This window comes from Amycolatopsis mediterranei (assembly GCF_026017845.1).
Classification (GTDB): Bacteria; Actinomycetota; Actinomycetes; order Mycobacteriales; family Pseudonocardiaceae; genus Amycolatopsis; species Amycolatopsis mediterranei.
Map to the genome: position 1 here is coordinate 4,125,615 of NZ_CP100416.1, position 25,183 is coordinate 4,150,797.

Annotated in this window: 23 protein-coding genes; 6 read left to right on the forward strand and 17 right to left on the reverse strand. The window is 71.1% G+C overall.

Annotated elements, in window-relative coordinates:
- Positions 1–174 precede the first annotated feature (174 nt).
- Both ISP_RS19160 and ISP_RS19165 read left to right on the forward strand, forming a co-directional pair.
- A complete protein-coding gene (locus ISP_RS19160) occupies positions 175–3,909 on the forward strand; it encodes a WD40 repeat domain-containing protein (RefSeq protein ID WP_230468835.1) in 3,735 nt (1,244 codons plus the stop codon).
- A gap of 238 nt (positions 3,910–4,147) precedes the next feature.
- Entirely contained in the window at positions 4,148–4,483 is a 336-nt protein-coding gene (locus ISP_RS19165; protein ID WP_014466985.1) for a hypothetical protein, read from the forward strand.
- 113 nt (positions 4,484–4,596) lie between these two features.
- Here ISP_RS19165 and ISP_RS19170 read toward each other — a convergent pair whose 3' ends face one another.
- From ISP_RS19170 to ISP_RS19195, 6 genes are all read right to left on the reverse strand, one after another.
- The gene (locus tag ISP_RS19170; RefSeq protein WP_200876251.1) at positions 4,597–4,920 is read right to left on the reverse strand and encodes a hypothetical protein; all 324 of its coding nucleotides are present in this window, start codon (positions 4,918–4,920) and stop codon (positions 4,597–4,599) included.
- A complete protein-coding gene (locus ISP_RS19175) occupies positions 4,917–5,678 on the reverse strand; it encodes a MerR family transcriptional regulator (RefSeq protein ID WP_013225469.1) in 762 nt (253 codons plus the stop codon). The genes ISP_RS19170 and ISP_RS19175 overlap by 4 nt, the downstream gene beginning before the upstream one ends.
- Positions 5,679–5,793: 115 nt before the next feature.
- Complete coding sequence (locus ISP_RS19180; RefSeq protein WP_013225470.1) at positions 5,794–5,994, reverse strand: hypothetical protein; 201 nt, start codon at positions 5,992–5,994, stop codon at positions 5,794–5,796.
- A 12-nt stretch (positions 5,995–6,006) separates the two neighbouring features.
- Positions 6,007–6,960 carry a sigma-70 family RNA polymerase sigma factor gene (locus tag ISP_RS19185; protein ID WP_013225471.1) on the reverse strand — a complete coding sequence of 318 codons (954 nt, stop codon included), beginning with the start codon at positions 6,958–6,960 and terminating at the stop codon, positions 6,007–6,009.
- 56 nt (positions 6,961–7,016) lie between these two features.
- On the reverse strand, positions 7,017–7,724 hold the full coding sequence (locus ISP_RS19190) for a hypothetical protein (protein ID WP_013225472.1): 708 nt from the start codon (positions 7,722–7,724) through the stop codon (positions 7,017–7,019).
- A 60-nt stretch (positions 7,725–7,784) separates the two neighbouring features.
- A complete protein-coding gene (locus ISP_RS19195; RefSeq protein WP_013225473.1) occupies positions 7,785–8,600 on the reverse strand; it encodes an SDR family NAD(P)-dependent oxidoreductase in 816 nt (271 codons plus the stop codon).
- 316 nt (positions 8,601–8,916) lie between these two features.
- Here ISP_RS19195 and ISP_RS19200 point away from each other — a divergent pair, with 316 nt between their 5' ends.
- The 3 genes from ISP_RS19200 (at position 8,917) to ISP_RS19210 (ending at position 11,758) form a co-directional block, all read left to right on the forward strand.
- Entirely contained in the window at positions 8,917–9,135 is a 219-nt protein-coding gene (locus ISP_RS19200) for an ABC transporter substrate-binding protein (protein WP_014466987.1), read from the forward strand.
- Between the two features lie 545 nt (positions 9,136–9,680).
- Positions 9,681–10,994 carry a GH25 family lysozyme gene (locus ISP_RS19205; protein WP_230468836.1) on the forward strand — a complete coding sequence of 438 codons (1,314 nt, stop codon included), beginning with the start codon at positions 9,681–9,683 and terminating at the stop codon, positions 10,992–10,994.
- A gap of 23 nt (positions 10,995–11,017) precedes the next feature.
- Complete coding sequence (locus tag ISP_RS19210; protein ID WP_230468837.1) at positions 11,018–11,758, forward strand: D-Ala-D-Ala carboxypeptidase family metallohydrolase; 741 nt, start codon at positions 11,018–11,020, stop codon at positions 11,756–11,758.
- 51 nt (positions 11,759–11,809) lie between these two features.
- Here the strand turns inward: ISP_RS19210 and ISP_RS19215 are convergent, their stop codons facing one another.
- From ISP_RS19215 to ISP_RS19225, 3 genes are all read right to left on the reverse strand, one after another.
- Entirely contained in the window at positions 11,810–12,772 is a 963-nt protein-coding gene (locus ISP_RS19215; RefSeq protein ID WP_013225476.1) for a helix-turn-helix domain-containing protein, read from the reverse strand.
- A gap of 245 nt (positions 12,773–13,017) precedes the next feature.
- Positions 13,018–13,272, reverse strand: coding sequence for a hypothetical protein (locus ISP_RS19220; protein ID WP_014466988.1), 255 nt, complete (start codon positions 13,270–13,272; stop codon positions 13,018–13,020).
- A 620-nt stretch (positions 13,273–13,892) separates the two neighbouring features.
- Positions 13,893–16,745 carry an AfsR/SARP family transcriptional regulator gene (locus tag ISP_RS19225; protein ID WP_320109498.1) on the reverse strand — a complete coding sequence of 951 codons (2,853 nt, stop codon included), beginning with the start codon at positions 16,743–16,745 and terminating at the stop codon, positions 13,893–13,895.
- Between the two features lie 297 nt (positions 16,746–17,042).
- On the opposite strand from ISP_RS19225, the gene ISP_RS19230 reads away from it, so the two are divergent.
- Positions 17,043–18,335 carry a helix-turn-helix transcriptional regulator gene (locus tag ISP_RS19230; RefSeq protein ID WP_265049908.1) on the forward strand — a complete coding sequence of 431 codons (1,293 nt, stop codon included), beginning with the start codon at positions 17,043–17,045 and terminating at the stop codon, positions 18,333–18,335.
- A 5-nt stretch (positions 18,336–18,340) separates the two neighbouring features.
- Here ISP_RS19230 and ISP_RS19235 read toward each other — a convergent pair whose 3' ends face one another.
- From ISP_RS19235 to ISP_RS19270, 8 genes are read right to left on the reverse strand one after another with little or no spacing between them, the layout of a single operon-like run.
- Positions 18,341–18,709, reverse strand: coding sequence for a holo-ACP synthase (locus ISP_RS19235; RefSeq protein WP_013225479.1), 369 nt, complete (start codon positions 18,707–18,709; stop codon positions 18,341–18,343).
- Complete coding sequence (locus ISP_RS19240) at positions 18,693–19,892, reverse strand: acyl-CoA dehydrogenase family protein (RefSeq protein ID WP_013225480.1); 1,200 nt, start codon at positions 19,890–19,892, stop codon at positions 18,693–18,695. The genes ISP_RS19235 and ISP_RS19240 overlap by 17 nt, the downstream gene beginning before the upstream one ends.
- A complete protein-coding gene (locus tag ISP_RS19245) occupies positions 19,885–20,475 on the reverse strand; it encodes an acyl-CoA dehydrogenase family protein (protein ID WP_013225481.1) in 591 nt (196 codons plus the stop codon). The genes ISP_RS19240 and ISP_RS19245 overlap by 8 nt, the downstream gene beginning before the upstream one ends.
- Positions 20,472–21,299 carry a hypothetical protein gene (locus ISP_RS19250; protein WP_013225482.1) on the reverse strand — a complete coding sequence of 276 codons (828 nt, stop codon included), beginning with the start codon at positions 21,297–21,299 and terminating at the stop codon, positions 20,472–20,474. Before ISP_RS19250 ends, ISP_RS19245 begins: the two co-directional genes overlap by 4 nt.
- A gap of 6 nt (positions 21,300–21,305) precedes the next feature.
- Positions 21,306–21,563 (reverse strand): acyl carrier protein, encoded by a 258-nt coding sequence (locus tag ISP_RS19255; RefSeq protein WP_013225483.1) that lies wholly within the window; start codon positions 21,561–21,563, stop codon positions 21,306–21,308.
- Positions 21,564–21,583: 20 nt separating this feature from the next.
- Entirely contained in the window at positions 21,584–22,867 is a 1,284-nt protein-coding gene (locus ISP_RS19260; protein WP_013225484.1) for a type III PLP-dependent enzyme domain-containing protein, read from the reverse strand.
- A complete protein-coding gene (locus ISP_RS19265) occupies positions 22,864–24,225 on the reverse strand; it encodes a preATP grasp domain-containing protein (protein WP_013225485.1) in 1,362 nt (453 codons plus the stop codon). Before ISP_RS19265 ends, ISP_RS19260 begins: the two co-directional genes overlap by 4 nt.
- Before the next feature lie 12 nt (positions 24,226–24,237).
- Positions 24,238–25,176, reverse strand: a complete 939-nt coding sequence (locus ISP_RS19270) for a 3-oxoacyl-[acyl-carrier-protein] synthase III C-terminal domain-containing protein (protein WP_013225486.1) — start codon at positions 25,174–25,176, stop codon at positions 24,238–24,240.
- Positions 25,177–25,183: the final 7 nt, after the last annotated feature.

The window sequence follows — 25,183 nt, forward strand, 5'->3', positions numbered from 1 at the left end:
GAGCAAGGACGCTGAGCAAGGACGCTGAGCAAGGACGCTGAGCAAGGACGCTGAGCAAGGACGCTGAGCAAGGACGCTGAGCAAGGACGCAGCGCCTCAGCGAGTCGTCTGCTCGGGGGACGTGCTGGACGTGGCCATCCCCGCTCCGGACAATGGATGCCGGGGGTGGGGGGAGTGCCACGTCGTGAGCAGCCGCTCGGCCGGGGGAACGAGTCGGTGGTGGCTTTCGCGGCGGATCTGCGGGCACTGCGGGCCGGGGCGGGAAATCCGGCGTACCGCGAGCTGGGCCGGCGGGTGCACTATTCGGCGGCGTCGTTGTCCGAGGCGGCTTCGGGGCGGAAGCTGCCCAGCCTGCCGGTGACGCTGGCCTACGTGCGGGGTTGCGCCGGCGATGTCGCCGCCTGGGAGCGACGCTGGCGGCAGGTGGCGGAGGAGCTGGCGAGCGAGCCGTCTTCGGTCGAGGCGGACGAGCAGGAGCCGCCCTACATCGGGCTGAGTGCCTTCCGGCCGGAGAACGCGGCTACGTTCTTCGGGCGTACCCGGCTGGTCGAGGAGGTGCTGCAGCGGCTGGTCACGCACCGGCTGGTGGGCGTGTTCGGCCCGTCCGGCGCGGGCAAATCCTCGCTGCTCCAGGCGGGGGTGATCGCCCGGTGGCAGGAGCCGGCGCGGAACGTCGTGATGTTCACGCCCGGCGAGCACCCCTCGGCGCGGCTGGACACGCTGCCGCCGGGGGATGGCGAAACGCTGATCGTGGTGGACCAGTTCGAAGAGGTCTACACCCGTTGCCAGGACGCCACCGAGCGGGACGAGTTCATCGCCCGGCTGGTGGGTCTGGCCGACGAAGCCGACGGCCGGTGTCACATCGTGCTCGGCGTGCGGGCGGACTTCTACGGCCACTGCATGGATTCCCCCCACCTGCTCGCGCACCTGCGAGACGCTCAGGTCGCGGTGGGTGCGATGACCGCCGAGGAACTGCGGGAAGTCATCGTCGAACCGGCTGCCTTGGCCGGGGCGCGCGTGGAAAGCTCGCTGCTCAGCACGCTGGTCGCTCAGGTCAGCGGGCACGCGGGCATGCTGCCGCTGTTGTCTCACGCGCTGCTGGAGACGTGGCGCCGACGACGCGGTAACACCCTGACGCTCAGCAGTTTCGAGGCCGCGGGTGGCATCGACGGTGCGCTGGCCAAGACCGCCGAGGACGTGTATGCCGGATTCGAACCCGATCAGCAATTGCTGGTGCGGCGGTTGTTCCTGCGGCTGACCGCGGTCAGCGAAGACGTCGGCGACGTCACCGCCCGGGCCGGACTTGACGAGCTGGACGGCGACCCCGGCCTGACGTTCGTGCTCGAGCGACTGGCCGCGGCGCGGCTGGTCATGCTGGACAAGGGCTCGATCGAGATGACGCACGAGACGCTGTTGCGGTCGTGGCCGCGGCTGCGTGAGTGGCTGGCCGAGGATCGCGAGGGCCGCCGCGTGCACCGGCAGCTCACCGAGGCGGCCAACACGTGGGAATCGCTCGATCAGGACTCCGGCGCCCTCTACCGCGGCGTCCGCCTGGACTCCGCCGGGGAATGGGTCAACCGCACGAGCGAGCAGCTGACCGTGCGGGAGCGGCAGTTCCTCGACGCCAGTTTCGCCGCCCGCGAACAGGAAAAGACGCGCGAACGCCGGCAGCGGCTCCGGTTGCGGCAGCTGGTGGCCGTGCTGTCCGTGCTGCTGCTTCTCGCCGTCGCAGCGGGTGTGTACGCGTTCAAGTCCGAGGTCGGCGCCGCGCGGGACCGCAACATCGCCGTGTCCCAGCGGGCCGCGATCGAGGCATCGGCAGAGCGAGCAGCGCACCCGGCGCTGTCGGCTCAGCTGGCGCTGGCGGCCTACCACATTTCGCCCACGCCGGAGGCCCGCGGCGCGCTGCTGAGCACGTTCGGTGCCCCTTACGCCACCCAGCTGCACGGCCACCGGGGCGCGGTCGGCGGGGTCGCGTACTCGGCCGACGGCACCCTCATGGCCAGCGCAAGCATGGACAACACCATCCGGCTCTATGACGTCCACGAACCCCACCATCCCGAAATGCGCGCCGAACTGGCCGGGCACCTGGCCGGCGTCAACGGAGTCGTGTTCGGGCGCGGCGTGCTGGCCAGCGTGAGCTGGGACCACACCGTCCGGATCTGGGACATCGGCAATCCCGCCCACCCCGGCGACCCGATCACGTTGACCGGGCACAGCGACTGCGTGAACGCGGTGGCCGTCACCGCCGACGGGAAAACGCTGGCCACCGGCAGCACCGACCACACAGTGCGAATTTGGGACCTGTCCGATCCCGAACACCCGGTCCCGATGGGTGATCCGCTCACCCGGCACACCGATACCGTGCTGTCGGTGGCGTTCCGGCGGGACGGCAAGCTGCTGGCCACCTCCAGCAGCGACCAGACGATCCGGTTGTGGGACACGACCGACCCGCGCCACCCGGTGGCCGTCGGCGCCCCGCTGACCGGCCACTCCGGCGACGTCTCGTCGATCGCGTTCAGCCCCGACGGGCATTCCCTGGTCAGCGGCGGCGCGGACCAGACGCTGCGGCTGTGGGACGTCACCGACCCCGCGCACGCCACCCAGACCGCGTCGGCCTTCACCCGCGCGGCCGTGATCCGCGCCGTGGCCTTCGCCCCGGACGGACGAACCGTGGCGGCGGCCAGCACCGACCAGATGGTCCGGCTTTGGGCCGTCGGCAAGACCGAACTGAGCGAGCTCATCACGTTCGCCGGGCACGCCGGCGCCGCGTACTCCGCCGCGTTCAGCCCCGACGGGCACACCCTGGCCACCGGCAGCGACGACCGCACCGTCCGGCTGTGGGACGTGGCCGGCACACTGCTCGGCGGGCACACCAACGCCGTGTACCACGTAGCGCTGTCCCCGGACGGCAAGGCCGTCGCGACCGCCGGCTACGACGGCACCGTCCTGGTGCGGAAAATCGCCACAGGCGACAAGCCGATCGTCCTCACGGCGCACCAAGGGCCGGTGAACTCCGTCGCGTTCGCCCCGGACGGCCGCACGATGGCTTCCGCCTCGGCGGACCACACCGTGCGCCTATGGGACACGCACGACCTGAGCCACATCACCCCGCTCGGCCAGGCCCTACCCGGCTTCACCGACGCAGTCAACACCGTGGCCTACAGCCACGACGGCAAAATACTCGCCGCCGGCGGCAGCAACCGCGTCGCCGTGCTGCTGGACGTGAGCGATCCGCGAGCACCGCACACGGTTGCGACGATCCCGGTGGGCGCCGGCATCCAGGAACTCGCCATCAGCCCGGACGGTCGCCGGCTCGCCGCCGCAGGTGACGACAGCAACGTCTGGATGTGGGACATCACCCACCCGACGGGCCTGCTGGTGCCGTCACTGCTGAGCGGCCACAACAGCGACGTGAAGTCGGTGGCGTTCAGCCCGGACGGGCACTTCCTGGCCAGCGCGAGCCGCGACGCAACGGTCCGCCTGTGGGATCTGGACAATCCCCGAGGCCGGGACAAGACTCCGGTGAACCCGAGTCCCGACAAGCCCCTCGACCTGACCGGTCTGATCGTGCACCCGGACGTCGTCTATTCGGTGGCGTTCAGCGGCGACGGCGCCACGCTGGCTTCTGCCGCCGCGGACGGGCGGGTACGGCTGTGGGACGTCCACGACCGAGACCACCCGACCGCCCTCGCCGACCTGACCGGTCACACCGACCGCGTGTATTCGGTCGCGTTCGGTCCCGACGGGCACACGCTGGCCAGTGCCGGCCAGGACCACACCGCCCGGTTGTGGGACATCGACCCCGGCGTCGCCGGCGCCCGGGTGTGCATGCTGGCCGATTCACCGGTCGACCGCACCACCTGGGACCGCTATTTCCCCGGCATCGCCTACAACCCACCTTGTTGAACGTCTTCAGGCACTGTTGTGCAGCAGCCGGCCGGGCGACCTTGCCGCGCCGGTGACGATCCCCGGCCTCGTTGTTCGGCGATTGTCGTTCAGCCAGGTCAGGACCACCACTGAACACCGCCGCGCCGGTATGACTTGATCGTCGGGAACGCCTCGGCCACGAATTCGAGGCCGGGGGTTGCCGGAAGTGAACGTCCGGGCGCATCGGGCGGCCGGGCACATCAACGGAGGGGGCGGTATGAGAATCGAGCGGACGACAACGACGAAGCCGAGGAAGACCCGGACCGTGGCGCTGCGCGCGCTGCCGGTCGCCGCGGCGCTGGCGCTGGCGGTGGTCGCGCCCACGGCGGCCCAGGCGGCGCCGGCCGAGACGGCGCGGACGCAAGCGGTGCCCGCCGCGGTCGCGGGGCCGGGTTCAGGGCCGGTCGGCTATTGGTTCACGGGCTACTACACGTGGAAGTCCGACTGCGAGGACCGGGGAAGCGCCGGTGTGGCCCATGGCTCGTGGACGGGCTACGAATGTATCAACGGCAGCTGGTTCAGCGACTGGGAACTCTGGGTCCGCTATTGGTGACGTCGCCGGACGCTGACCGGACATGAGGGCGGCGCGGACGGGCCGCAGGAGCACCGGTCTGCTCCGGTGTAGTGCGGGTCCGGAACTTTCCAGCGCCACGAAACCCGGCGCGATCAGCGGGAGCGGAAGGGAACGGACCCGCTGGTGTCCGCGCCGACGGTGGGCATGCCCAGCTCGACCGGGCCGGTGTCGGGGGAGCACGCCGCGCCCCGGCGCCGTCGGCGCAGCACGACGATCACCACGGCCAAGGCCACGGCTATGGCCGGCACCAACAGCGCGGGAATCCAGATGGCTCCCACGACCGACGCCAGGCCGACGCCGCCGAGCAGGGCCAGCAGCGGTCCGGCGCAGCACACCGCGCAGGCTGCGAGGACGGCGGCGGCACCGGCGCCCCACCGCGCCCACGGACGAGCCCGGCGAGGATTCGGCGGGTTCACGCGTCCGCTCCGAACAGGTCCGCGAGCAGCGCTTCGGCGGTGTCGGGGGCGCGCACGGTCAGCTCCAGCACGGTGGGCGTCAGGTGCAGGGTGAAGTCGAAGAACGCGCAGCAGTCCTGCTCGGCCGCGGCCGGCGCGGCGACCTCGGCGGCCAGTTCCGGCGTGGCCGGGAAGGTCAGCCGGACTCCGTCGGCGGTGGCACGGCGGTCGCCGGCCTGCCGGGTGATCCGTCGCCAATCCTCGGTCCGTGCACCGAGCTGGGCGCCGTCGAGCGTGCAGGCGACGGGCGGCTGCCGCGCCGGCGCGTCGTCGGGGCGGGTGCGCGAGAGCGTCACGGGCACCGGTCCGGGCTCGGCGGCGGTCGTGCATCCGCAGTCCGGCCCGCAGCTGCCGGTGGGAGCGGGCTCCGACAGTCGCTTGTGGACGCCGGCCGGCCGGGCGGAGAACGCCGCGAGTTCGGCCCGGCGCCGACCGGCGTCGGCGATCCGGTCGGCGACCAGCGGCAGCATTCGTTCCCGAACCGCTGCGCACACCCCCTGCTCCCACACGCCGAGCAGATCGCGGATCTCCTCCAGTGGCAGCCCCAGGACCTTGGCCGAGGAGATGAACGACAGCCGCTCGACCGCGTCCTCGCCGTACACCCGGTAGCCCGAGGCGGTGCGCTCGGCGGGCAACAGCCCGGCGGTCTCGTAGAAACGCAGCGTCGTCGTCGGGACACCGGTCCGGGTCGCGAGCTCGGAAATGCGCAAACTGGTCACCCGTCGAACCTGAACCTTCGACTCGGCTCGAAGGTCAAGCCCCGGATTCCAGTGCGTTGGCAACGCTTCTGCCGCCCGCGCGTGGATACCCGGTTCGAGCTGGAGCCGGCGGGCCTCACCGGCGGACGCCGCAGAGGTCGGCGGCGATCCGGAACAGCCGGGCGCGTTCCGATGGGTGCTCGTCGTGGTCGTCGAGTGCACGACGGTGAATCTGCCGGATCACGCAGTCGGCGGCGTCGGCCGAACCGAGCATGAGCCGGCAGAACAGCCGCAGCTGTGCGTGCAGCGCGACGTCGTGGTTCTCCTGTTCGGACATGCCGTGGCCCGGTCAGAGCCCGAACAGCGGAAACAGCGCGGAGCCGTGGAACGCGACGATCCGGCTGACCCCCTCGGCGGTCATCGTCAACACGTGCAGGGCGTGGGGACGGCGCGCACCGTCGTGGCCGCGGGCGTACACCGCGAACGCGGGCTGTCCATTGGCGGCGGTGGCCACCAGTTCGGCCGGACCGATGATCGGCATCTGCCTGGCCAGGAAGGCGAGGATGGTGTCGCGGCCTTCGAACCAGGTGCTGATCGGCGGCATTTCCCAGCGTGCGTCTTGGGTCAGTACCGCGACGAGCTGGTCGACGTCCGCGGTTTCGAACGCGGTCACGTACCGGTCGAGCAGGGCTCGCTGCCGTGGCTCGGCGGGTTCGGTCAGGTCGTCCTCTTCGAGCGGAACCTGGGCTCGCGCTCGCTGCAGCGCGCTGTTGACGGCCGCTGTCGTCATCTCCAGCAGCTCTGCGACCTCGGCGGTCCGCCATTGCAGCACGTCACGCAGGATCAGCACGGCTCGCTGTCGTGGTGGCAGCTGTTGGAGCGCCCCGATCAGGGCGAGCCGCATGGTGTGCCGCTGCACCACGACGGTCGCCGGGTCGGCCGGTGTGGTGGCGAACAGCAGGTCGGGTGCCGGCTGAAGCCACGGCACCTCCGAGGTCGGCTCGACCAGCCTGGCCTCCGGGCGTGCTTCGGGGGCGCCGAGATCGGCCGGCAGCGGCCTGCGTCTGCTCTTTTCCAGCGCCTTGAAACACGCCCGGGTCGCGATGCGGTAGAGCCAGGTGCGCAACGACGATCGGCCCTCGAACCCGCCGTAGGCCCGCCAGGCGTCGAGATAGACGTCCTGAACCACTTCTTCGGCCTCGTCGATCGAACCGAGCACCCGGTAGCAGTAGGCGAGCAGCTCGCGCCGGAACGGTTCGCTCAGCCGTCCGAAGTCCTCGTTGCCGTTTTCGGTCTCGGTCACAGGGTGCATGATCCACGCTTCCGGTCGATGGCGGTGGGTGGCCGGGCGGCCTCGGTTCAGCGGAAACCGATGTCGGCCATGTCGATGGCGACGAGGACGGTCCGGTCCTCGCCCGTGGTGGTGTAGGCCCGTCGGGTGGCCGGGATGATGATGCCGTCGATGTCGCGGTAGCCGCCGGCGTGGAGCTGTGCCTCGGTGTCCGGGTCGACGATGTCGATGGTGAAGTCGTGGCGCCGCAGCAGCCCGTCCGGGCCGAAGCAGAACACCTGCTCGCGGCTGTGGCTCTTGATGTGGCCGGGGAAGGTGACCTTCAGCCGCCGCCAGGTCTCACCGTCGCCCTCGATGGGCGCGATCTCGTCGCAGACGAACCCCGGCCAGGTGAACAGGAACGGCGTGGTCAAGTACGTCCACAGTGCTTCTCCGGTGAAGTACGCGAGATGGAGGTCGTCCCACGGCGTCTGGAACCCATGGCCGTCGAACGACCGCTCCGGGTCGTCGCGCGCGTCGGCGATCGTGCCGTCGGGTTGCTGCAGGACGACCCGGCCGGGCTCGAAGATCGACCGCCGGTTCTGCCCGGCGAAGTCCATGGTCAGCCGTTCCCGCGTGGTGTCCACCTCGAAGCGGACATCCTTCATCGCGTCACTCTTTCCCTTGACCTGCCAGAAGGCCCCGGTGATGGTGGCGGCGACGCGGATCGCCCGGATCCGGTTCCACCGATCCAGGCCACCGTGCGCGGCGACCGCGGTCGCGAGTAGGTCGTTCATGACTTTGCTCCTCTGTCGGGATGCCCCGGCCGCCGGTGTGGCAGCCGGGGCACGTCGTGGTCAGTCGACGATGAGCCCGCCGGTCAGGTTGGCGACGGTGCCGGTCATCGCGGCTGCCTGGCCCGAGGCGAGGAACACCGCGACCGCCGTGAGTTCGGCCAGTGCGGTCGGGCGCTTGCGGTGGGTCATCGCGACGGCGCCGGCGGTGAATCGGTCGACGGGGATGCCCAGCGCGTCGGCGTGCAGCCCGTACACGACGTCGATGACCGGCGTCTCGACCATGCCGGTGGTGCGCAGGCAGATCGAGCGGACGCCGTGCTGGGCCCACTCCGCGGACAGCGCGCGGTTGAGGGCTTCCATCGCCGCCCAGCCGACGCTCATGCCGCCGACCAGGGGCAGGCTCATGCGGGCAGGCTCGGGGGTGTGCATCATGATCACCCCCGACCCTTGGGGGATCATGTGCCGGGCGGCGGATTTCGCGGTCACGAAGTGCGCCTGGGCGTAGGTCGTGACCGGTCGCATGAAGTTGTCGACCGGCAGCTCGGCGAGCGGGATTCCCTGCAACGCCCGCGGCGAGATCCCGATCGCGTTGAACGAGACGTCGATGCCGCCCGCTTCGGCGACGACGGCGTCGAGGTGGCCGGCGACGGACTTCTCGTCCAGTGCGTCGACCACAGCGCTCTCGGCGGCTCCGCCCGCGGCGGAGATTTCCTTCCTGACGGTGTCGACGACCTCGGGATCTCGCCCGGTCAGGAAGACCCGGGCGCCTTCCCGGGCGAATCCGCGGGCGACCGCGCTGCCGACCGCTCCGCCGGCGCCGTAGACGACCACGTTCTTGTCTTCCAGCAACATGTCCTTCTCTTCCCTGTTGTTCACGCACTACCTCCTGCACATATGGAGGCGATCGCGGAGCGAAAGTAATCGGCACCCGTCCGGCCACTTGACGACGAGTTCGGGCCGGCACGGCCGGCACGGCTGCCGGGTGACGTCGGTGGGCGCTCGCCGGGGACCGGATGTCGCGGGCCTGGGGGAACGTGCTCGGATAAGTGCTTGATTCCGGAAAACCCGCAGTCCCCGCAAAGACGACCCGTCGGCTCATTCTGAACTGACCCTCAAGTCACGCAGAGAACTGCGAGACTGATTCGAGTGACCGCCTCTGCTCCTATCGGGTGATTCGCGGCGCAACATCCGTATGTTGCAGGACGCGAAGTCGAATGGAGAGCACAAAGCCGACCTGTACGTTCTGGACATCGTGTGGATGGCCGAATTCACCCGGCGCGGCTACATACAACCGATGGACGAGTCCCGGCTGTCGGAGAAGGACTTGGGCGACTTCGTGCCCAAGGTCATGGAGTCCTGTCAACTTGACCAGAAGCTGTGGGCGCTGCCGCTGAACTCCGATGTCGATTGATGTTTTCCCGTACCGGTGTCACCGGAGTGTCCCCGCCGAATACCTGGGACGACTACTTCGGGACCTCCGCGAAGACCGCGACCAACGCCGGGCATTGAACGACAACGGCAAGCTCGAACCGGGGTTCGCCGAGAAACTTGCGGAGATCGTCCAACGGAGGTGACGACGCACGGTGACCATCGACCGGCCGCTTTGCCGGAGACCGAGGTCTCGACCGTAGCCCCGTCGCGGATGTCGCGGCGGGCGGTGACGTTGCTCGAGGCACGCCACGACGCGGGAGTGGTCCGGGGTCGTTCCGCGGCAGTCAGAGGTGGGGCGCGCAGGCGGCGCGGGCTGCCGGTCAACCTCCGTCTGCGTGCCGAGGACTTCGATGATCCGGCGGTACCGCTCGGCACCCGGATCGAGCCGCGCCGGCCGGCTCGGCGTCCCCGCCGCGTCCCAGGGAGGTGGCGTTCCCGCTGGTCCGGTGGGGTGGGACCGTCCCGGCGTCCCGAGTCGGCCGCCGAAGGGCGATCGGCGGCCCGGCCGCTGCCAGCCTTCTCGCCATGCAAAGACTCGCTCTGGCCGTCGCGGTGCTGCTGGTGTTCCCCGCCGCAGCCGCGGTTGCGGCCGAACCCGTTGCGGTGTGCGGGCACACCAGCACCCAGCCCACCCTGAAACAAGGTGCGACCGGCGCCGCGGTCGCCGAGGCGCAGTGCGAACTGAACCTGGCGACCAAGGCGAGCCGGTACACGCCGATCGGCGCGGACGGCTCCTTCGGTCCGGCGACCGACGCCCGGGTCCGCGTGTTCCAGAAGTGCGCCGCCCTGAGCGTGGACGGCCAGATCGGGCCGAACACCTGGGCCGCCCTCAACTCCTGGTCCGCGCGGCCGCGCAAGTGCGCCACCCAGGGCACCGCCGACGCCGCCCAGAGCGTCGTGTGCGGCCTTTCCACCGCCCGCCCGACCCTGCAGAGCGGCTCCAGCGGCACGGACGTCAAGGAACTCCAGTGCCGGCTCAACCTCGCCATGGAGCCGGGGCACTACCCGCCGCTGACGATCGACGGGCAGTTCGGAGACGGCACCCGCACCCGCGTGATCCAGTTCCAGCACTGCGCCAACGCCAGTGCCGACGGCGTCGCCGGGCCCACCACCTGGGCGAAGGTCGCCGACTGGTCCAGCCGCAACACCTACTGCACGCCGCCGAAGCCCGCCGGGCACCCGATCGACGGCGTCGACACGGCGAGGTACCAGCACCCCGGGGGCGCGCCGATCGACTGGAGCGCGGTGAAGGCGTCCGGGGTCGAATTCGCGACCGTCAAAGCGACGCGCGGCCTGAACGTCACCGACGACTACCTGGCCACCGACCTGCCCGCCGCGCGCAACGCCGGCCTGGCCGTGGGGCCGTACCACTTCTACACGGGCACCGCGGCCGGCACCGGCGGCGCGCAGGCCGACCGGTTCATCGCCGCCGTGAAGGCCACCGGGTACACCGGCAAGCGCGCCGGTGACCTGCCGCCCGTGTTCGACCTGGAGTGGAAGGACGACGGCTCGGGCGGCTGCCCGCCGTACGTCACCGTCGCCGACGCCAAGGCGTGGCTGGACAAGGTCCAGGCGGCGTTCGGCCGGACCCCGGTCATCTACACCCAGAAGTCGTTCCTGGACGCGTGCCTGGGCGGCACCACGGCGCTTTCGGCCTACCCGATGCAGCTCGCGGACTACCGGCAGTCCGTCACGCAGCCGGCGCTGCCCGCCGGCTCGAAGACCTGGCTGATGTGGCAGTACACCGACGCGGCCATCCCCGCCGGCATCCCCGCGCCGGCCACCGGCGACGTCTTCAACGGCACCCAGGCCGACCTCGACCAGCTCGCCAACCGCTGAATCCCCGCTAGGAAAGGATGAGAATGAGTCTCCCCATGAGCCGCCGCTCGGTGCTCCGCGGCGCGGTGGTGCTCGGCGCGGCCGCCGCGGTGAGTCCGCTGCTGCTGACCGGCACCGCCCAGGCCTACCCGTGGTCCCGCACCCTGAAGGAGGGCAGCACGGGCGCCGACGTCACCGAGCTCCAGATCCGGGTCGCCGGCTGGGCGGCCGACCACGCGGCCCAGAGCCGCGTCTCGATCGACGGCGAGTTCGGCTCCGGCACCGCGGCGGCGGTCCGCAGGTTCCAGGCGGCCTACGGCCTCGGAGCGGACGCCCAGGTCGGCCCGGCCACCCAGGCCGCGCTCAACGCGCTGGAGCAGAGCGACGGGTCCACCGTCCACTTCAACTTCAGCGAGTTCACCGATCGAGACAGCGGCACCTTCAACGGCGGCAAGGTCAGCGCGGCCACCGCCAAGGAGAACGCGCGGCGCTGCATGTACAAGCTGGAGGCGCTGCGCAAGAAGCTCGGGAACAAGCCGATCACAGTGAACTCCGGGTTCCGCAGCATCGCGCACAACGCGGAGATCGGCGGCGCGAGCGACAGCATGCACCTGTACGGCACCGCCGCCGACCTGAACGTGCCCGGAGTGGCCAACAAGACCGTCTACCAGAAGGCCGAGACGTGCGGGTTCTCCGGACTGGAGACCTACAACACCGACCACCAGCACGTGGACAGCCGGGCCGACCTCGGCCGGTCGTGGTGGTGGGAGAACGGCACGGTCTGAGCCACCGGCCGGGCGCCGGGGAACCTGGGGATTCTCGGCACCCGGCCGGACTCAGTGCGACGGCGGGCTCGTCAGCGCCGCCGAGCAGGCCGGCCAGTCGTGGAAGTCGTGGCGCACGCTCCACAGGCGGTGCGCCGCATCGATGTTCCAGCCGGGGTCGAACGCCTGCCGCGGCGAGCCACCCAGCTCCAGCAGGCGGGCGTCGGAGATCTGGAAGACGCCCCAGTTGCGGCTGCCGTTCGTGTTCGGCAGCACCCAGAGCGGATCGAGGAACGAGGCACAGCGCGCGATGGCGACCGCGGTGTCCGGCGCTTCGGTGAACACGGCCCGGACCCGCTGCTCCACCATGGCCGCCGACCAGGTCGCCATGCTGGCCCGGTGGTCGTACAGCGCGGTCTTGGTGGCCTCGTCGACCACACCGCGGGCGGGCAGGCCCGCCAGCACCTGGAACGCGGTGACCCGGCGCAGCGTCTCCGGCCCGAACGAGCCGTCGACCGAAAGCCGCCCGTGGGCCGCGACCAGCAGGTTCTGCACCTCGGTGACGCACTCGTCGTGCTGCCCCATGCTGACCGGCGGCTGGCACCCCGGGGAGAACAGCATCCGGTCGGCGTACCGGCCGGTCGCCGGTGCGGACGCGTCGGCGGTGAGCCAGACCAAACCGGCCGCCAGCAGCCCCACGACCGCGATGGCCGTCGCGGCGTAGGCACGCCGCCGACGTGGCGGCGCGGCGTCCTCGTCCTCACCGGTCCCGGTCTGCTCCGCTTCGTCGACGCGGCCGGCGTCGGCCAGCGCCCACAGCTGGTGCAGTTCCCGCAGCTCCGCCGGGGAGGCGCCACAGACCTTGCCGAACGAGTGGACGACGCGGTAGTCGGCGGGGACGCTCTTGCCGGAGCAGTACCGGTGCAGGCTGGAGCCACTGGCCCCGGCCTGCTTGCCGAGCCGTTCATAGCCCTGCCCGCTGCGGTCTTTCAGCATGCGCAGGTAGGCGGCGAACTTGTCCGTGTGCAGTGTCACTGTGACTCGAACACCTCGCTCGGGGCAGCGGACGACGGACGGAAGTTAACACCGTCCTGCCGCACTCCGGGCAGAAACTGACGGATTACGCCACCCGGGGGAGCGCCGCCCGGGCCGGATCGCCGCCCCGGTGCCGACCCCGAGCGTCGTCGCGGCGGCCGCGGGTTCCCGGCGCTGACCGGCCGCGATGGGGTGATTGCGGCCGAGACCGAGCCGGCCATCGCATTCCGGACCTGCGCGGCTGATCACGCGTCCACGTCGCCGACGATCCGCAGGCCGGCGCGCCAAGACAGCGTGACGAGGCCGAGGAGCAAGAAGTAGGCCACGGCGATCAAGATGCCCCACTTGTGAAGGTAGCCGAAAGTCTGGACGACTATGACGACGGTATAGCCCGCAATGACGGAAGTGATCCCGCCGTACGTGACGACAGTGGCCCCGACGAACGGGCGATTCCCGCTTCTCAGTGCGCTCTGGACATTGAAAATACGTTCGCTCGCCACAAAGCCTACGAAACCGTGTCGCTCCCGGAAGGCGCGAATGGACAGGTACGGCTCCGCGGATCGAGAATTCGAATTCGGCTCGAGCTCGGGTGCCCCGGATGTCGGCTCCCATGTCCGCTTGCCGTGCTTTCGTGCCCCGGTAGGCGTACGCGTGAGCGCGAAACCGAAGTAGTCACAGGAGCCCCGCTTGGTGCAGCTTCAACAGTCCTCCGGCGACGCCCGGAGCCATGCCGATCAGCAACATCCGCAGAACCCGGACGGCGGTCGCCCCGGCGGTGGTTGCGGTCGAGCACCGCAACCACGACGACGAACGATATCAGCAGCAGCACGTAGCCGACCGCCGCCGGGATGAGCCACTTCGGCATCGCGCACCTTCCTCACCTGAAAGATCAGGTGAGGCCACGACCTTCGGGGCTCGCTTCGCTTTATACACGGCCGAACATGGTCTTAGTCCCGCCATACGGGGGTATCCACCCGATCGAACCACGGCGTTGTACCGAGGTCCTCGACCGTCGACGAGACCACCCCGCGCTGGAGTGCAGCGGTGGCGGATCTTCGTCAAGACGTGGGACGCGGCGAGAACGTCGACCGGCCCGAGGATGCCGGTGAGAACCCAGACGTCACAGCCGTTTCCGGTCAATCCTCTCGGTTCCCGGGCCGGCGCTGCAGATCCGGTCGCGTCGAGCGTCCTGTGCGCGGATGGCGCCGTCGATCAGGCCGCGGACGTGGATGGCGTTGGGGTGGCCGAGCTTGTCGAGAACGACGAGGGCGTCGCTCCAGCACCGGACGGCGGCGTCGTGGTCACCGTTGGCGTGGTGTGCTTCGCCGAGATTGGTCGACACGACCGCTTCGAGGTACGGGCTGCCTCCGTTGCGCAGGAGCGCGCGGGCCTGCTGGTAGTGGGCGATCGACATGGCGTGCCGGCCGAGCCGGGCGTGGGCCTGTGCGAGGCTGTCCAGGGCCAGCGCGGCGCCGCTGTGGTCTCCGGCCTCGTGGTGGAGCCGGACGGACCGCTCGCAGTAGCCGATGGCCGCGTCGAGGTATCCGTTGTTGCTGTGCCACAGGCCGAGTGCGTTGGCGGCCCTGGCCTGGCCGGTGAGATCGGCGGCCGCGCGGTACAGGTCATGACACTGTTGCGCGTGGTGCAGTGCGTCGCGAGCGCGGCCCAGCCGGTCGCAGACGTGACCGAGGGTGAAGTGCACAGCGGCCTGTCCCTGGTGATCGGCGAGTGCACCGAACAGGTCGAGGGCACGTGCCAGGTGGGTGTGGGCCTCGTCGTGCCGCAGGATGCGGGTGTAGCCGAGACCGAGCTGGTGGTGGGCGCGCGCTTGCCAAGTCTGGTTGCCCAGCCGGTGTGCGGCTGCTGTCGCGCGGTGGTGGGCGGCGATGTGTTCCTGCCAGTGGCCCTTCCGGTCGCGGAACGTGCTGAGGGACCAGGCGAGGAGCCAGACGTGCGAGTCCAGACCGGCATCGAGGGCCACGTCGGCGACGGCGACCAGCGCCGGGTGTTCGTGGGTCAACCAGTCCAGGGCCTCGGTGTCGGTGCCGAAGTCCTCACCGACCACGCCGCCGGCCGGCTCGGCGACCGCGACGACCTCGTTGCGGGGGTACAACTTGGCGTCGGCGGCCCGAGTCGCCAGGACGTAGTGGTCGAGCATCCGGAGGGTCGCCGCACGACGGGCGGGTGCGGTCTCGGCGGTGCGGGCGAGCTCGGTGGCGAAGGCGCGCAACAGGTCGTGCAGCGCGAACCGGCAGGGGCTGTGTTCGACGACCAAGTGCGCATGAGCGAGTTCGGCCAGCAGCGTGCGCACCCGCGCCGGCGGCAGGCCGCACAGGCTCGCCGCCACCCGGACACCGATCTGCGGGCCGGGGTGGAGTGCGAGGAGGCGGAAGAGCCGCGCGGCAGGGTCGCTGAGGCCCTGGTAGGACCACGAGAAGACGGCACGGACGTCGGTGGCGGGGTCTCCGCCGCTCAACACGTCCAGGACCGCTTCGCTCTCCCGCAGTTCCCCGGCGATGGCAGCGAGCTTGAAGCCGTCGTTCGTGGCGGCGCGCGCGGCCACGACCGCCAGCGCGATGGGCAGCCGGCCGCACAGGGAGATGATCTCGTCCACCTCGGTGGGCTCCGTCGCCACCCGCACGTCACCGAGCCTGTTCGTCAGCAGCTGCCGGGCCTCGGCGACCGGCAGCGGGGTCAGGACGACCGGGTGGGCCGCTTCGCTGACGGTCAGGCCGAACAGCTGGTCGCGGCTGGTCACCACCGCCAGGCACCCGGACGAACCGGGCAGCAGCGGGCGAACCTGCTCGGCATTCCGCGCGTTGTCCAGCAGGACCAGCACCCGCCGCCTGGCCACCAGACTGCGGTACAGGGCGGTCCGTTCTTCCAGTGGGGCCGGAATCCGCTCTGCCGGCACCCCCAGCGCGGCCAGGAACACCCGTAGCGCGTCGGCCGGGTTCACCACCTGGTTGCCCGGGTCGTAACCGCGGAGGTTGAGGTACAGCTGCCCGTCGGGGAACCGATCGGCGACCCGGTGGGCCCACTGCAGGGCCAACGTCGTCTTCCCCACACCCGCCATGCCGGACAGGGTCGCGACCACGACCGCGTCCGGCTGCCCGACCTCCGCCAGCACGACGTCCAGTCGCGCCAGCTCCGCGGTGCGCCCGGCGAACCCCCGTGCGGGTACCGGGAGCTGGCGGAGTGCCGCACTGGCCACTGACGGCGGTGTGGACCGGGAGCGCTGACCGCGCAGGATCGTCCGGTGCACGTCGCGCAGTTCGGGTCCGGGCTCGGTCCCGAGCTCTTCGGCCAGCAGTCGTCGCGCGGTCGCGTAGCGGCTCAGCGCCTCGGCGTCGCGGCCGGTGTCCGACAGCGCCCGCATCAGCAGCGCCATCGCGGGCTCGACCGTCGGGTGGTCCGCGACCAGCTCGGTCAGCGGCCCGATCACCGCGTCCGCCCGGCCGATGGCCAGCTCGGCCTGTGCCCAGGCCAGGCTCACGTCCAGATGCTGCTGTTGCCACACGGCCCGGGTCCTCGCGCTCCACGGACCGTCCAGTCCCATCAGCGGTTCACCTCGCCACAGCCCGAGCGCCGCACGCAGCGACGCCGCTTTCCGTGGATCGGAGTCCGCCAACCGGTGCGCACGGCTCACCAGGTCCTGGAACCGGTGCAGATCCACCAGAGCCGGGTCGACTTCCAGCCGGTAGCCACCGCTCTTGCGCATCACTTCCGGTCGCGCGTCGGGCAGCGTCACCTGTGCGAGCACCTGCCGCACGCGGGCAACATGCGAGTAGAGCGAGTGGCGGGCACCGGAGGGCGGTGCGTCCCCCCACACCCGGTCGATCAGGATTTCCCACGTGACCAACCGACCCGCGTCCACCAGCAGTGCCGCCAGTACGCAGCGCTGGCGCGGTGGTCCCGGATCCACCCGCTGTTCCGGCTCTCCCACCTGCATCGGTCCCAGAAGCCCAAACATCCAATGATCCCCAGACTAGGCCGACGGCGGTGATCCTTGTCGAGCCGGTCTCGAGATTACCGGACCCCACAAGGTTTTCACAGGGACCGGCGGGCAGGGTGCTGCCAGCTCACCGGAACCGGAGAAGGCTGCGGCGGCACCTGGTCCGCGGGTCCTTTCGTTGTGGTGCCACGACGTAACCCCGCCGCGTATCCGAATGCGGACACTCCGGCCCGGATGCCGGCAACGCCGGTGGGCCGCACGCACCGACCTGGTCACTAGAGGCGGCGATCGGTCGCAGAACAGGAGGAGCCGGCCGTGTCACGCGCTGCCGATGTCTCCGAAGAAGATCCGGCGAACCGAAAACTATCGGAGGGCCGTGCCGTTCGGAAGCGGGAACGAGCCACGGTCGCCACCGTGGTCGCCGGCCTGACCTCGGCCGTCCACCTCGAGATCACCGGTGAGCCCGGGATCGGCAAGACCTGGATGCTGGCCGAGGTCACCAGAACCGCCCGCGGCAGCGGGTACACGGTGCTGTCCGGCGGCGCCGAGCGATCGGCAGCGGACGTCGAGCTCGGGCCGCTCATCGACGCCGTCGACGAGCACGCGGCCGGGCTCGCCGAGGCGCTGCCGCCGCAGATCCGCGCGGCCCTCGCCGAGGTCTTCCCCTCGCTGCCCCGGGATACCGGCAGTCCCGCCCCGGCCGGCGCCCGCCGGCTCGCGCACGCCGTCCGGGTGCTGCTCGAGACCAGCACAGCCACCCGCCCGCTCGTTCTCGCCCTCGACGACCTGCACCTGGCCGACGCCCGGACCGTCGACCTGCTCTGCCAGCTGCTCCGGCTGCCGCCGCGGGCTCCGGTCCTGTTCGCCGTCGCCTACCGCCCGAAGCAAGCCTCCGCCCGGCTACGGCGAGCGTTCGCCACCGCGCCGGCGCTGGTCCGGCTTCCGCTGCAACCGCTTTCGCTGGACCAGGTTCGCGCGCTGGCCGACGACTCCGTGTCCGCGGCCCAGTGCCGGGAGCTGCACCGGCACAGCCACGGCAACCCGCGCTACGTCGCGGCGATCCTCGACCCCGAAGGCCGCGCCGCCGACGCCACGGTCGTCGACGAGCTGGACGAGCTGTCCGCGAACGCGCGGCTGACCGCCGTCGCGGGCAGCGTGCTCGGCGACGACTTCGACCTCCCGGAGGTGACCGTCGCCGCCGGGCTACCCGAGGCCGACATCTACGTCGCGGTCGACGAACTCGTGGCCGTGGACCTGATCCGGGAGCTGGCCGAGCCGGGACGGTTCGCCTTCCGCCACCCCGTTGTCCGCCACACGATCTACCGCAACGCCCGGCCGGGCTGGCGGCTGGGCGCGCAGGCCCGGGCCGGCCGGGTGCCGGCGAGCGAGCTGCCGAGGCCCCGCCGGCCCGGGCTGCTGACCCGGTTGACCGACCGGGAGCAGCAGGTGGCCCGGCTGGTCGGCGACGGCATGACCAACCGGGAGATCGCGGCGGCGTTGTACGTCACGGAGAAGACCGTCGAGATGCACCTGTCGAACGTGTTCGGCAAGCTGGAGGTGCGCAACCGGGTGGGCGTCGCCCGCCTGCTGCACGCGGAGTCCCGGTAGCTCCGTCACCAGCCGGCCGCGACCGCCGCGACCATCCCGTTCTTGTGGGTGATCGACACCGTCACCTGCGAGATCCCGGCCAGTTCGGCCGCCCGGCCGGCGCTGCGGCACAGCGTTACGCCCGGCGGGCCGCCGGGGGCGGCGACGACGGCGATGTCGCACGGCAGCACACCGTCGAACAGGCCCACACCGAGCACTTTCATGACCGCCTCCTTCGCGGCGAACCGGCCGGCGAGGAACTCCTCCTTCCGGGCGCCGGACAGGTCCGCGGCGTGGGCGAGCTCGGCTGGGGCGAAGGCGTACCGGGTGAACCACCGACGCCGGCAGAGGCGGTCGAGCTCGCCGGCCCCGAGGAGGTCAATTCCGAGCCGCATGACTGTCGACATCCCGGTGCGCGTCGAGGAAGTTGCCCTTCAAGAGGCCCTGGAAGACCGACAGCGTGTGGATGTTGCCCGCGCCCTCCATGAACTCGAACGCACGCACGTCTCGATAGCACTTCTCCAGCCACGGGTGCTCGATCAGCGACGCCGGACCGAGCAGCTCGGCCGCGAGCAGCGTGGCGTCCTCGGCCACCCGGGCCGCTGCCAGCTTGGCCCCGCCGATCCGGTGCACGTTCAGCTCGCCGCGGTCGATCCCGGCCGCCGCGTCGTAGATCAGTCGCCTGGTCGCCGCGATCCGGTCGAGGATCGCCTCGAGGAGGAACCGGTCGTGCCCGGCGTGGGCGCGTTCGTGCAAGGCCAGGTAGTCACAGGCGGCCTGGGCGCAGCCGAGGGCCATCGCCGCGATGCCGGGGCGGGCCCGGTAGAGGATGTGCAGCGCGCCGCGCAGGCCGCGGCGGGTGGGCCGCAGGTGGGCGCCGAGCAGGCTCTCGTGGGGAATCTGGACGTTGTCGAACCGCAGCCGGCTGATCCGCACCCCGCGCAGCCCCACCGACGGGAGCAGCTCGCCGGAGAAACCCGGCCGGCTCGTGTCGATCAGCACGGCTTCGATGCCGAACGGCCCGGGCGCGCGGCGGCAGAACACGACGCCGAGCTGCGCGCCGGCGCCGTTGCCGATGTAGCACTTCTCGCCGTTGAGCAGCCAGCCGTCGCCGTTCGGGGTGAGCGTGGTCTCCAGCTCCGCGGCCGCGGAACCCTTGCGCGGCTCGGTGAGGGCGAAGAAGGTGTGCACCGGCCGCTCGGCGAGCAGGGAGAAGTAGCTGTCGTAGCGTTGCCGGTCGGCGAGCGCGGTGAACACCCCGGCCGACAGCGACGGACCGGGGCACGCGAGCAGCACGTTGGGGTCGGCGTAGGCGTACCGCTCGGCGAGCAGGGTCATGCCGACGCAGGTGCCGAGGCCCTCGCGCACGTCGGCCGGGATGTCCAGCTCCGGCCAGAAGCGCGCGGGGATGGCGCCGTACCAACCGAACCGGACCGACGGCCGGTCGAGGTAGTCCATGATCGCGTCCGGCTCCCGGTCCAGGACGGCGCCGATCTCCCGGACGTCGACGGTGACCTCGCGGCAGTACCGGTCCAGCGCCAGCGCGGGTCCGTCGAGCAGGTCGCTCACGTCATGCATCGGTGTGCTCCGTTCCCGGGTGCAGGTAGACGTTCCCGGTGACCTCGGCCAGGTGCAGGTCGCCGCCGGGTCCGTCGACGAGGAAGCCGCTCCCGCCGAGCAGCCGCAGCAGGTCGCGCCCGAGGCCCACCAGACGCCGGTGCGTGCGCCAGGGCGCGCCCCGGCCGGCGACGCGCCGCTCCGCCGGCATGACCTGGAGCTCGCGTAGCCGCAGCGCGACGTCGGCCAGCTGCGCCTGGACGAGCTGCCGGCCGAGCAACGCCGTTCCGCCCACCGTGCGCACGCCGAGGTGTTCGACGGCGTGCTCGAGCGTGCGGCGCACGAGGGCGGTGTGCAGGTCGATCAGCTCGGCGGCGAAGCGTCCCGGGGTGGCCGAGGCCTCGGCGTCTTTCCGCACGGCGAGGCCGAACCGGTTCAGCGGCCCGTCCGGCGCGTCGGGCAGGGCCGTCGTCGAGGCGATCACGTGGCCGGTCGGTGCCGGCACCAGGCCGCGTCCCGCGGTCGCCCGCTCGTGCGCGCCGTCGAGGGCGAACGGGTACGACGGGGCCACTCGGTGTTGGGGTGGGGTGCTGGTGAGGGTCACGGTGATTCTCCGGAGTCGGCCAGGCGCAGCCGGAGCAGGGCGACCTGGCTGCGGTCGGTACGGGGATCGGTGTCGCACAGGACGATGTGGCGGTAGGTGCCGGCCCAGTCGGCGTGGTGCCTGGCGAGCTCGAGCCAGACGCTCGTGCAGTACGACCCGGCCGCGCTCTGCCGCACCGGCAGGCCGGTCGCGTCGAGGTGCTCGGGCGCGATCCACGGCCCGGCGACGAGCAGTGTCGAGTCCGGGTCGAGGTCCGCGGTCAGCTCCGACACCAGCTCGCCGAGCACCGGGCCGCCCCGCGTGCCGGCGAACTCGTACCCGCCGTTGCCGTCGAAGTAGAGCAGCGCGGCCGAGTTCACCAGGTCGTTGTCGTCGACGAGGGGATCGGCGTAGGGCAGGGTGTTCTGCTCGCACACGAACAGTGCCAGCGTGTCGCACCGGCCGGACCTGGCGTACGCGTCCGCGATCTTGAGTGCGGTGAACGGTGCCGGCAGGCCCTGCTCGGACACCCCGAAGCTGTGACTGTGGCCGCCGAGCAGGTGGTTGAGGTGCGCGGTGACCGCCGTGAGCGGGAAGAGGTCCGGCAGGGCGTAGGCGAAGACCAGCAAGTCCGGGCTGTCGATCGGCTGGGGGAGCGCGTCCAGCACGCCCTCCGCCAGTTCGGTGAAGCCGACGTTCGGCGAGCGCTCGAGCCGATCGAAGTCGAGCTCGATGCCGAAGGGGCCGAGCACGTACCGCTGGAACGCGTCGCGCTCGCCGTCCGGCCGGAACGGCAGGCGGTCCGGCCGGACGAGCGCCGACGCCCTGGACAGGGACAAGGCCATGGCCGGTCAGGAGACGCGGTCGAGGTTGTCCGAGACGTAGCCGGCGAGGGTCCCGATGGTCTTGAAGTCGGAGACCTCGAGGCTCTCCGGGTCCACCTCGATGCCGACCGTGTCCTCCAGCGCCATCAGCAGCTCCAGCACCGATGTCGAGTCCAGGTGCAGGTCGTCGAAGAGCCGGGTCTCCTCGGCCATGCCGGAGACCGGGCGCTGCAGGACGTCGGTGAGCGCCTGTTCGATCGCGGAGACGATCTTCACGTGTTCCATGGGTGTCCTTTCGCGGGTGATCAGTGCGCCGGCAGGGTGGCCGGCGCTCGGAGTTCGGCGGGCACGAGGTGCTGGGGCCGCAACAGGTCCTCGACCGTGTCGCGGCTGCGGACCAGGTGCGCGGTTCCGCCGAGCAGCAGCACCTCGGCGGGGTGGCCGTGACTGAGGAACATCACCGGCGACGCGCTCGGACCGTAGGCGCCCGACCGTGCCACCTCGAGCAGGTCGCCCGGGTGCACCTCGGGCAGCCACACCCGCTTGGCCACCACGTCGTTCGGGGTGCACAGCGGGCCGGTGACGGTGTAGACCCGGTCGGCAGGCGAGTCCTGACCGGCCAGTGCGCGGATCGGGAAGTTGCGCTTGACGAAGCTGCCGATGCCCACCGCGGCCATGTGGTGGTTGGTCCCGCCGTCGGCGATCACGAACCACTCACCCTTGGACTCCTTGACGTAGCGGGCCCGCACGATGTACCGGCCGGCCCAGCCGACCAGGTAGCGGCCTAGCTCGGTGATGACCCGGGTGGCCGGGTTGCGGTCCAGGAAGGACTCGACGGCGGCGTTGATCCCCTCGATCGCGGCGTCGGCGTCCAGGTCGTCCTCGCCGTCGAAGTAGGGCACGCCCCAGCCGCCACCGATGTCGACCGTCTCAAGTGGAATGTCGAGCAGTTCGGCGAGCGACTCCGCCAGCTCCAGGATCGTCCCGGTGTTGCGCACGATCGTGGTCGCGTCGAGGATCCGGGTGCCGAGGTAGGCGTGGAAGCCGGTCACCCGGATGTGCCGCAGTGCGGAGACGGCGTCCCGCGAGGACCGCAGGATCTCCTCGTCCACCCCGAACTGCCGGGGTTTGCCGCCCATGGCCAGGCGCGAGCCGGCGCTCTCCGACTCGGGGTTCACCCGCAGCATCACCTTCACCGTCGCCGGCGGCCGCAGCTCGTCGACCGCGGCCAGCTCGGCGAACGACTCGCAGACGATGGTCCCGACGCCGCGCTCGCAGCAGGCCCGCAACTCCTCGGTGGACTTGCCCGGGCCGAGGAAGATCACGTCGGGACCGGTGGCCCCGGCCCGCTCGGCCGTGACCAGCTCGGCGAGCGAGGAGATCTCCAGGCCGGCGCCGAGCGAGTGCAGCAGGGCGCAGACGCTGACGTTCGGGTTCGCCTTGGCCGAGTAGAAGATGTCCACGCCGGGGTGCAGCCGCTCGCGCAGCCGCTCGTACCGCTCGCGCAGTGCGTCGCCGTCGTAGAGGTACAGCGGCGTGCCGAAGCGGTCGGCCAGTTCCGCGACATCGTGGTCTGGTAGGGAAGTCACGAGTTCTCCTCGGGGAAACGGGCCGACAGGGCGGACCGCACGGCCGAGTCCAGCGCGTCCAGCCGGGTGCGGTCCGGGGCGATCAGGACCGCGTAGAGCCGGCCGCCGAACGGCGGCTCCCGGTCGGCGTCGGCGTTCACGGTGCCGAAGCAGGTGATCACGAACCGCTCGGTGCCGAACCGGCCCAGCACCGGGTTGAGCACGCCGGTCAGCTCGTCGAAGCCGCACGGTCGGGTCAGGCGCAGCGGGTAGTGCCGGGCCAGGGCGACGTGCCCGGCGGGCTGGCAGTGCTCGGTGACGCTGCCCTGGTAGGTCGACATGTTGAGCCGCGCGTTGATCTCCAGCACCGGGTAGACCGTGCCGTCGGCGCCGACGACGGCGTCCACGCCGAGCACGCCGTGGAACCCGTCGTCGCGCAGCCGGTGGCCCACGACTTCGGCGGCGTGCTCGATCTCCTCGTGGGCGGCCGAGGTGATTCCCGCCGGCATGAGGTGTCCCTTGTGGACACCGTGCTCGGTGAGCGCCCGCTTGACGAAGTCGAGCTGGACCCGCCCGTCACGCCACACGGTCACCTGGTAGTTCAGGTCGCATTCCTTGGGCAGCCACTCTTCGACCACCACGTGCAACCGGGCGTCACCGGAGCGCCGCGCGCGGCGAAGCACCATGCGCAGCAACCGGTCGGCCTTCTCCGGGGCGTCGAGCACCACCAGCCCCTTGCCCGAGACGCCGTAGGCGTCCTTGATCACCACGGGCCGCTCGGCGATCTCCGGCCGGCGCCGGCGCAGGACCTCCTCGAACTCGTCGACGCCCTCGCAGCAGTCCCCGGGAACCTCGCGCAGCCCGGCGGCGGCGGTGAGGTGGCGGCTGTAGATCTTGCTGTTGACCCGTTCGAAGGTCGCCGCGTCCGGCACGGCCAGCGGCAACCCGGTGACATCGGCGAGTTTCTGCTCCAGCTCGGAGGTGCCCATCGGCAGCAGCCGGGCGCCGCCGCGGGCGAGCGCGGACAGTTCGGTGAGCAGCGCGGGGGAGTCGAGGGCGTCCTCGGTCGTCGAGCGGCCCGGCTCGACGTTCTCCGGCACCAGGACGGCCGGCTGCGGCAGGCCCTGCGCCTCGAGGTACGACCGGTAGCCGGGATCCAGCGGCCGGCTGAGCACCAGCACGTCGTCCGCGCCGGCGAGCAGCACGCCGAGCTCCTCCATCCGCGTCACGACCGCCGAGGACGCGCGGAACCCCGGTGCCGGCAGGCCGACGTAGTTCCTCGCCCACCGGTCCTCGACCTCGAAGTTGCAGATGAGGACGAGCCGTCCGGCCGGCTCGCCGAGACCGGCCTTGAGCGAGCGCAGGTATTCGGTGTCCACGTATCCGTCCCGTCAGTACTCGATGACCATGGCCGCATACGTCGACCCGACGCCCACCGAGGTGAGCATGTACAGCTCCCCCTTGGCCAGCAGGTTCCGTTCGCGCATGGAGACCAGGTTCAGAAATGGGTCCGAGCAGTAGCAGTGGCCGAATTCGGCCAGGTTGTCCAGGAACACCCGGCGCCGGTCGAAACCGACGCGCGTGCACAGTTTCAGCCACGAGCTGAGGTTGACGTTGTGCGGCACCACCATGGCGATGTCGGACATCCTCAGCCCGGCCTGGTCGAGCGCCGACTCCATCTGGTCGAGCAGGTGGTCGTTGTACGATTCGCCGAACCGGCGTTGCGTGTCCGGGGTCATGCGGAAGCCGGCGGCGAACTCGCCTTCGGTGCGGTTGGCGTAGGAGACCACCCGGCTGCCGCCACCGTCCAGGCCGACGAGGCACGCCGACGACGCCTCGCCCATGATCGACACGTGCACCAGGTACCGGGTGAGGCCGGTGAACGGCTTCTCGCCGGTGAGCACGAGCGCCTTCGCCGACGGGTCGCCGTCCGCCCGGAGCAGCTCGCCGGCCACGTCGATCGCGGCCAGCCCGCTCGCGCAGGCCTGTTGTGCCACCGCAAAGGCATCGGCCTTCTTCAGGCCGAGCCGGTTCCGCAGCAGCTCCGGTGCGTTGACGTAGGACGGTGTCAGGTCCGGGAAGGTGTGCGAATAGATGAGGTACCGGACACTGTCCACATCGGATACGCCGGCCAGCAGGGTTTCGGCCGGCGCGGCGAGCAGGTCCAGCAGGGCCAGGTCGGGATCCGACCGGACCGTCGCCATGCCCCGGATGCGCCGGAACATCCGGGCCTGGTGCCGGCTGAGACCGCTCTCCTCGGCGACCTCGTCGATGGTCCAGGCCCGCCCAGGGGTGAACGCCTCGATCCGATCCAGCGTGACGGCCTTCACCGATTCC